This is a genomic window from Actinoplanes sp. NPDC051411 (assembly GCF_040682075.1).
Classification (GTDB): domain Bacteria; phylum Actinomycetota; class Actinomycetes; order Mycobacteriales; family Micromonosporaceae; genus Actinoplanes.
Genome location: NZ_JBFBAD010000124.1, coordinates 21,712 through 28,905, shown reverse-complemented (window position 1 = coordinate 28,905; position 7,194 = coordinate 21,712). Strand labels below are relative to the sequence as shown.

Here is a 7,194-nt window from a genome sequence, read left to right as displayed (position 1 = left end):
GGCCCAAGGTCGAGGTAAAGCATCTAGTTCGATCTTGGGCCCATCTCCCGGCTCACTCGCGGGGTTTCACCGCCGGCTGCGTCTTTGGTTTCGCGGATCTGGGTGCCGGCTGGGCTCTTGCGGTCACCTGACGGGTTTGTGGTCTGGCTGCCGCGCTTCTGGTCGCGGGACATCTTGTTTCTCACCCGGGCGGCCCTGGGTGGTGGGTCTTGCGGGCAGAGACCGTGCCGGTTGCGGTTGTCCCTCTGCGTGGGGGGTTCGGGTGGGTGGGCTTCCGGCGGGGTGGGGACAGATCTTTGCGCGCTCTGTTCGAGGGACATGTTTTGGGGCGGGGGGAATGTCGCGTTCGGTGACTTTCTTGCCTGTGAGGGCGTTCTTCGCACTGCTGCAGAAGACGTGTTGGCTGACAAGGCGCCAAGAAGTCCTGCCTGGATCCTGGCCCGGGTTGAGGGTGTCTGCCCGCGCCGGGGTCCGCCTTCCTGAGATGTCACCTGCGCCCGGTGGCGGCAGGTCTTCGCGAACTCGCTGTCGCTGTAGGGGATCAGCCGGGCGATCCGTTCGCGTTCCAGCGCCGAGAATTCGGCCGCGAACTCCGCCCGCGGGTCGAGGCCGGCGGCGCAGGGACCAGGCCACAGGCGCAGTGCCGTCCCGCCCGGTCACCGGCCGCCGCGAGCCGGTGGAACTCGAGCAGATCCAGCGACTCCGGGCCGGTGCTCAGCCGGTAGCCGCCGGCCGACCGCGGCAGCCAGCTGCCCTGCGCGCGAAACGGGAGATCCGGCCGAGTAGGCGGCGTGCGGCGCTGATGCGCCGGAGGGGCCCGAGAGCGCCCAGCCACACCTTCGGAGGCCCGGTCAATCCGATCCGGTAAGCCGACGATGATCGACTGCCAAATCGGCATCGGTGGCATCGGTATCGGTCACCGGCGGTCGGTGGGTCGAGTGGGGGTGTGCCGGGCGGCTTAGGATCGGTCTATGACGCCTCGGGATGGCGGGTCCGGGAACCCCCCGATCGAGGTCGGGCGCGGTGATGGTGGTGTGGACGTCATCGAGTCGGGGCCGGAGGGGGTCGCCCGTCTGCCGGGGCGGATCGCGGCCGGGTGGGTTCTCGTCCTGGTCGTCGTGGCCGGCGTGACGGGTTACTGGGTGGGCGGTCGCCATCGGGCCGGTGCGGCCGCGCCGGCGGTGACGGCGTCGGTTGCCGCGGCCGTTGAGCCGCCGATTGTCGGGACCGGGAAGCGGTGCTCGGGTCAGCTGAAGGACCGGCTGCAGCTGGGGGTCGAAGTCGTCAACCGGTCGGCCGCCACCGTGAGCCTGCGTCAGCTGCAGGCGATTCTCCCGCTGCAGGGGCTGCGGCCGGCGGCGGCGACGTGGGGGAGCTGCGGCCAGTTGCCGGCGGCGGGCAGCGGGGGCAACTATCTGCTGGCCGCCGGGGGCACGACCTGGCTGACGATGACCTTTGACGTGCTGGTCGCCTGTCCGGCGCCGCTTCCGGTGCTGTTCACCGTCGAGTTCGCGCAGGGGGGCCGCTCCGACGACGTCGATCTGCCGGGGTTCCCCGATCTCGGCGACGTCCCCTACTCGGGCGCCAAGTGTTAGCCGCGCCGCCGGGCGGTGGCCAGGCCGCGTAGGGCGGCCCGGCCCAGCAGGGCGGCCGCGGTGGCGGTGGTGAGGGCGGCGGTGGCGACCTGGGTGCGGTTCCAGCGGACCGGGCCGCCGTCGGTCCGGGGGCGGGAGGCGAAGATGTTGCCGTTGTGCGGGGTCGTCGCCTGGCGGGAGAGGCCGAAGGCGCGCATGAGGGGTGTCACGAGGGCGTCGTAGACCGGCGGGAGCGCGGTGAAGCCCAGCTGGATGACCTTGTTGGCGGCGCCGACGGTGACTTCGGTGCGGGGGTGGTCGGCCAGGGCGAGGACGGCGCCGGCCACGCGTTCGGGGGAGTCGACCGGCGGGGGCGGCCGGCCGACGAAGCCGGCGTAGTTGGCGGCGCTGGTGTAGATGGAGGTGTCCACGCTGCCGGGGGTCACCTGGCAGATGTGGACCTCCGGCAGGTCGCGGGTCTCCTGGCGCAGTGTGCGGAGGAGGCCGCGCAGGCCCCACTTCGCGGTCACATAGGCCGACATGTAGGGGGCCGTGACGTGGGCCAGCAGGGAGCTTCCCATGATCAACGTTCCCCGGCCCTGGCGGCGGAAGACCTTCAGGGCGGACCGGGCCACGTGGGCGGAACCCAGCAGATCGGTGGTCACGACGCGATCGAAGACCTCCGCTGGGAGGTCTTCGAACTTCCCATACGCCATGACGGCCGCCGTGTCGACCCAGACGTCGATCCGGCCGTGCCGGCGCAGGGCCGCGGCGGCCAGCGCTTCGACCGCCTCGGCGCGGGTCACGTCGGTCACGACGATGAGCGGGTCGGCGCCGGTGCGGGCCGCGACCGCCTCGAGACCGGCGCGGTCACGGGCGGCCAGCACCAGGTGGTCGCCCCGGGCGGCGAACGCCAGCGCCGCCGCGCGGCCGATGCCGCTCGACGCCCCGGTCACGACCACTATCCGCGAAGACATGGCCGCCACATACCCACCGGGGTGGCCGCTATGCCGGCTGACCCTTGTGGCCCACCAGGTGGAAGACCCGGCTGATCTGGCGGTACGGGTCGCGGCGGCTGGCCTCCAGCTCGGCGGCGGCGATCTTCCCGGCGTCGGCCCGGTCGGGAGCGGCGCCGCTGAACTCCAGCCAGTCGACGAACAGCCAGACCCCGTACCAGGCCTCCGGCTCGACGCCGTGGGTGCGGATGAGGTCGCTGAGCTCGTCGACGGTGTCGGCTCGGCCCGGTACGCCGAGGACACCGATCTCGGTGCGCGCGTCGAACGAGGCCAGGGCGTCGTCCCAGCGCTGTTCCAGCGCCGGTCGGACGGCCGACGCGTGGGCGTTCCCGGTCATGACCGAGACGATTCCGCCCGGGGCGGCGCACTGGCAGAGCTGCGAAACCATCGGCTCCGGGTCGTCGAGGTAGCCGAGCACGCCGTGGCACAGCACGGCGTCGAAGAGCCGGCCGTCGACCGCTTCGGCGGCGTGCTCGCCGTCTCCCGGCACGAAGGTGACCCGTGGCCGGGCCGAGTCGGGGAGACGCTCGCGGGCCTTGTCGAGCATGGCCGGCGACGAGTCGAGCAGCGTCACCTCGTAGCCGAGCGAGGCCAGCGGGAACGACTGGTGGCCGGCGCCGCCGCCCACGTCGAGGATCGTGGCCGGGGGCTTCGGCAGGTGGGCGAGCAGGTGGTGGTGCATGACGTACGTGCGTACGTAGCCCTTGACCGAGGCGTAAGCCTCGTCGGCGAACCGGTGCGCCAGGCCGGCCCAGGTGTCCTCGGTCATCGGAGCCCGCCGATCATCAGGTGGAGGGTGAAGTCGAACCGGTCGTGCACCGTGCCGGCGGTGAGTTCGGCGGCGTAGCGCTTGGTGTGGGGGAACGTGTCGGGCAGGGCGGCGAACCGGCCCAGCATCTCGTCGCGGCTGACGACCCAGTCGCGGCCGCCCTTGGTCGCCCGGGAGAACTCCAGGCTGTACGCGTTGACGTAGAGCGTCAGCGAGTCGATCGCCCACGCGGCGGTCTGCGGCTCGACGCCGCCGGCGAGCAGGATGGCCAGCATGCCCTCGCTGACGCGGAGCGTTTCGAGGTTGGACGGGGCGGCGGCGAACGCGGCCTGGGAGATGCCCGGATAGCGCAGATATTGGTCGCGCAGCTGGGCGCAGACGCTCATGATCTGCTGCTGCCACGCGGCCGGGTCGGGCGTGGGCAGGACGATCTCGGAGCAGAGGCGGCCGATCAGCAGCTCGTCGAGGTCTTCCTTGTTGACCACGTGGGCGTAGAGCGACGACGACCCCGTCTCCAGCGCGGTGGCGACCCGCCGCATGGTCAGGGCCTCGTATCCCTCGGTCTCGACGATGCCGAACGCGGTGCCGACGATGGCGTCGACTGTGATCGGCTTCTTGCTCCCGCGCGACGGCCCACGGCGGCCGGAGGGCGTGCTCGACGAGGCGCCGAGTTGGTGCCGCGCGTCGCGTCGTTGCTGCGGGGTGGGTGACATGGGGCGAGTCTAGCCGAAAACGAGCGGTGTTCTGTGTCATACGATCGCCGCTCGTATTAATACGAGCAGTGCTCTACGGTGAGGGCATGAACAAGCCAACGGAACTGCGTACGGCCTGGGTCGCGCTGACCGGGCTGTCGGCGGTCTTCCTGTTCGAGATGCTCGACAACTCGATCCTCAACGTGGCGCTGCCGACCATCGGGCGCGACCTGCACGCCTCGACCCTCGCCCTGCAGTGGGTGACCGGCGCCTACGCGGTGGTCTTCGGAGGGCTGATGCTCGCCTTCGGCGCGATCGCCGACCGCTACGGGCGCCGGCGGATCATGCTCACCGGCCTGACGCTGCTCGGTCTCGCCAGCCTGGCCACCGCGTTCGTGACCACCGCCGAGCAGCTGATCGCGGTCCGGGTCGTGACCGGCGTCGCGGCCGCGATGACCACGCCCGGGTCGATGGCCCTGGCCTTCCGGCTGTTCGACGACGACGGGCTGCGGGTCCGCGCGACCACCCTGATCTCGACCGTCGGACTGGTCGGGCTGGCGATCGGCCCGACCGCGGGCGGCTTCGTGCTGGCGATCGCTCCCTGGCAGGTCCTGCTGCTGGTCAACGTGCCGATCGCGGCGCTCGCGATCGCCGGAATCCGGCGCGGGATCGCCGCGGACGAACCGGCCGACCTGCACCGCGACCCGATCGACGTCCCCGGAGCCCTGCTCGGCACGGCGACCATCGTGTTCGCCCTGGTCGCACCCACGCTGTTCGTGGATCAGGGCGGCGCCGAACCGGCGCCCTGGGCCGCCGTGGGCGCCGCCGCCGGGGCCGGGATCCTCTTCCTCCTCCGCGAGCGCTCGGCCCGCCATCCGCTGCTCGACCTGAAGCTCGTCGCGCGGCCGCTCGTCTCCAGCGGCCTGGCCTGCAAGGCGGCCGCCGCTCTGGCGACCGCCGGCCTCGGCTACCTGGTGACGCTGCAGCTTCAGCTCGACTGGGGCTGGACGCCGGCCCGCGCCGCGATCGGGATGCTGCCCCAGGTCGTCGTGCTGGTCGCGGGCGGGGCGTTCGTCAACCCGTTCGTCCAGCGGGCCGGCCTGGCCCGGGCGGCCTGGCTCAGCGCGGCGTCGGTCGTGGCCGGGCTGGCCGTCTACGGCCTGCTGGGCCGGTTCGGCTATGTCTTCGTCGCGATCGCGCTGGTGCTGGTCGCGGCCGGGATGCGGGTCGTGGGCGTGGTCGCCGCGGTCAACGTGCTCCGCGGCCTGCCCCGCAACCGCACCACGATCGGCGTGGCCCTCACCGACACCGTCACCGAGGTCACCGCCGGCGCCGCCATCGCGGTCGCCGGCACGATCCTCGCGACGCTGTTCGCGGGTGACCTGGCGACCGAGCACTGGACCGCGTCCCAGACCGCCGATTTCCGGACCGCGGTCACGGTCGCCGGCCTCACCCTCACCGCAGTGGCGGGCGCACTGGTGGGGTGGGGCGTCATCCGCACGCGAGGCCTCGCGGTCTCTGAGAACGACACCGTGCCTGTCGCCGCGTGAGCCGTGTCCGTCCGGGATGGAGCCCGGTCGAGGCGGGACAGCGGGATGGGGGATGTCGATCGTAGAGTGCGGCCGTGAGCAGATGGGTGCTGCCGCTGTCGGTCTGCGGGCTGGTGTTCGATGTCGGCGTGCTGGCCGTGATGCTCGGTTCGGCCGCGGGGGCCCCGGAGGGGTTCATGACGTCGGCGTTCGGGGTGGCGTTCCTGACGCTCGGCTCTGCGCTCTACCGCCTCAACGGCAACATGCTGGGCCGGGTCAGCCAGGGTCTGGTGTGGCAGACGCTCCGCTTGCTGCCCCGGTGGGCTCAGGTCGGGCTCGGCGCGCTGTACGCGGTGGTTGTCGTCGCGATGTTCACCACCCGGATCGGCGCGCACAGCGAGGTCGACTTCGCCCGGACGTTCACCGGCTTCAGTGTCCTGGCCGCCGCGGTGGGCACGGCCTTGCACTACGGCATGCAGGTGCAGGGGGAGGAAGAGCCGGCGCCGCCCGGCAAAGTCGTCCGCATCATGCCGGTGATCTCCGCGGCGGTCAGCCTCGTCTTTCTGATCGCGTGGTTCGTGTTCGGCCACAATCCGGCCTAGGGCCTGTATCGAAGTCGGTCGTGCCGGTTGGTGTTCACGGCGTGGCGGTGATCGATAAATAGCGAGGTGTCCGGTAGATGGCTTAGCGACCAAGCAAAACCGGAGACCACCGGAGACCCTCGTGACCACCCTAGCGGTGAGGGGGTGGCATGATCTGACCGACTCGGAGTGGGCGGCGTTGGAGCCGTTGCTGCCCGCCGGGCGTCGGTCGGGTCGTCCGCCGACCTGGACGAAACGGCAGCTGATCGATGGGATCCGGTGGCGGATCAGGGTGGGAGCGCCCTGGCGTGACGTTCCTGAAGGGGTATGGGTCGTGGGCCGCGGCGTATGCGCTGTTTCGGCGGTGGCAGGGCGACGGCACGTGGACGCGGATCCTGACCGCGTTGCAGGCCATTGCCGATCCGGCTGGCCGGATCGTGTGGGACGTATCGGTCGACTCGACGACAGCGCGAGCGCATCAGCATGCCGCCGGTGCGCGTAAAAGGGGGATCTTCAGGCCGAACCGCCGGGCGGTGTGACGAGCGAGCCGGCCGACCATGCCCTGGGCCGCTCGCGGGGCGGGTTGACCACGAAACTGCACCTGGGCTGCGAGCAAGGCCAGAAGCCGTTGTCGATCGTGCTGACCGCCGGGCGGCGCGGCGACAGCCCTCAGTTCATCCCGGTCCTGCAGGGCATCCGCGTTCCACGGCTCTGCGGCCGGCCGCGGGTGCGGCCGGAGGGGGTCCTGGCCGACAAGGCTTACACCTCGCGCGGCAACCGCCGCTATCTGCGCCGTCGTGGGATCAGAGCGACCATCCCGAGCAAAGCCGACCAGGACGCCAACCGGCGCAAGCTCGGCTTGAAGGGCGGCCGACCACCCGCCTTCGACCCCGAGATCTACAAGCAGCGGCATGCGGTCGAGTGCGGCATCAACCGGCTCAAACGCAACCGCGCCGTCGCCACCCGATACGAGAAACTCGCCGTCCGCTACGAAGCCACCGTAACCATCGCCGCGATCAACGAGTGGCTATGA

At 71.4% G+C, this 7,194-nt stretch carries 6 protein-coding genes and 1 pseudogene; 4 read left to right on the top strand and 3 right to left on the bottom strand.

The window, feature by feature from the left end; translation table 11 throughout:
- The first annotated feature begins 971 nt into the window (after positions 1-971).
- Positions 972-1,595 (top strand): hypothetical protein, encoded by a 624-nt coding sequence (locus AB0M88_RS42605; protein ID WP_364112043.1) that lies wholly within the window; start codon positions 972-974, stop codon positions 1,593-1,595.
- Here AB0M88_RS42605 and AB0M88_RS42600 read toward each other — a convergent pair.
- From AB0M88_RS42600 to AB0M88_RS42590, 3 genes are read right to left on the bottom strand one after another with little or no spacing between them, the layout of a single operon-like run.
- On the bottom strand, positions 1,592-2,551 hold the full coding sequence (locus AB0M88_RS42600) for an SDR family NAD(P)-dependent oxidoreductase (protein WP_364112041.1): 960 nt from the start codon (positions 2,549-2,551) through the stop codon (positions 1,592-1,594). The two genes, AB0M88_RS42605 and AB0M88_RS42600, sit on opposite strands and share 4 nt — an antisense overlap.
- A gap of 28 nt (positions 2,552-2,579) precedes the next feature.
- On the bottom strand, positions 2,580-3,359 hold the full coding sequence (locus tag AB0M88_RS42595) for a methyltransferase (RefSeq protein WP_364112039.1): 780 nt from the start codon (positions 3,357-3,359) through the stop codon (positions 2,580-2,582).
- A complete protein-coding gene (locus AB0M88_RS42590) occupies positions 3,356-4,072 on the bottom strand; it encodes a TetR/AcrR family transcriptional regulator C-terminal domain-containing protein (protein WP_364112037.1) in 717 nt (238 codons plus the stop codon). The genes AB0M88_RS42595 and AB0M88_RS42590 overlap by 4 nt, the downstream gene beginning before the upstream one ends.
- Positions 4,073-4,158: 86 nt before the next feature.
- Here AB0M88_RS42590 and AB0M88_RS42585 point away from each other — a divergent pair, with 86 nt between their 5' ends.
- The 3 genes and pseudogenes from AB0M88_RS42585 (at position 4,159) to AB0M88_RS42575 (ending at position 7,194) form a co-directional block, all read left to right on the top strand.
- Positions 4,159-5,601, top strand: coding sequence for an MFS transporter (locus tag AB0M88_RS42585; RefSeq protein ID WP_364112035.1), 1,443 nt, complete (start codon positions 4,159-4,161; stop codon positions 5,599-5,601).
- 74 nt (positions 5,602-5,675) lie between these two features.
- The gene (locus AB0M88_RS42580) at positions 5,676-6,182 is read left to right on the top strand and encodes a hypothetical protein (RefSeq protein ID WP_364112033.1); all 507 of its coding nucleotides are present in this window, start codon (positions 5,676-5,678) and stop codon (positions 6,180-6,182) included.
- A gap of 121 nt (positions 6,183-6,303) precedes the next feature.
- Positions 6,304-7,194 (top strand): annotated as a pseudogene (locus AB0M88_RS42575) (IS5 family transposase).

Excerpts from the sequence above, each read along its gene's own strand:
- AB0M88_RS42605 (WP_364112043.1), top strand. The coding sequence starts at position 972 with ATGACGCCTCGGGATGGCGGGTCCGGGAACCCCCCGATCGAGGTCGGG.
- AB0M88_RS42600 (WP_364112041.1), bottom strand. The coding sequence starts at position 2,551 with ATGTCTTCGCGGATAGTGGTCGTGACCGGGGCGTCGAGCGGCATCGGC.
- AB0M88_RS42595 (WP_364112039.1), bottom strand. The coding sequence starts at position 3,359 with ATGACCGAGGACACCTGGGCCGGCCTGGCGCACCGGTTCGCCGACGAG.
- AB0M88_RS42590 (WP_364112037.1), bottom strand. The coding sequence starts at position 4,072 with ATGTCACCCACCCCGCAGCAACGACGCGACGCGCGGCACCAACTCGGC.
- AB0M88_RS42585 (WP_364112035.1), top strand. The coding sequence starts at position 4,159 with ATGAACAAGCCAACGGAACTGCGTACGGCCTGGGTCGCGCTGACCGGG.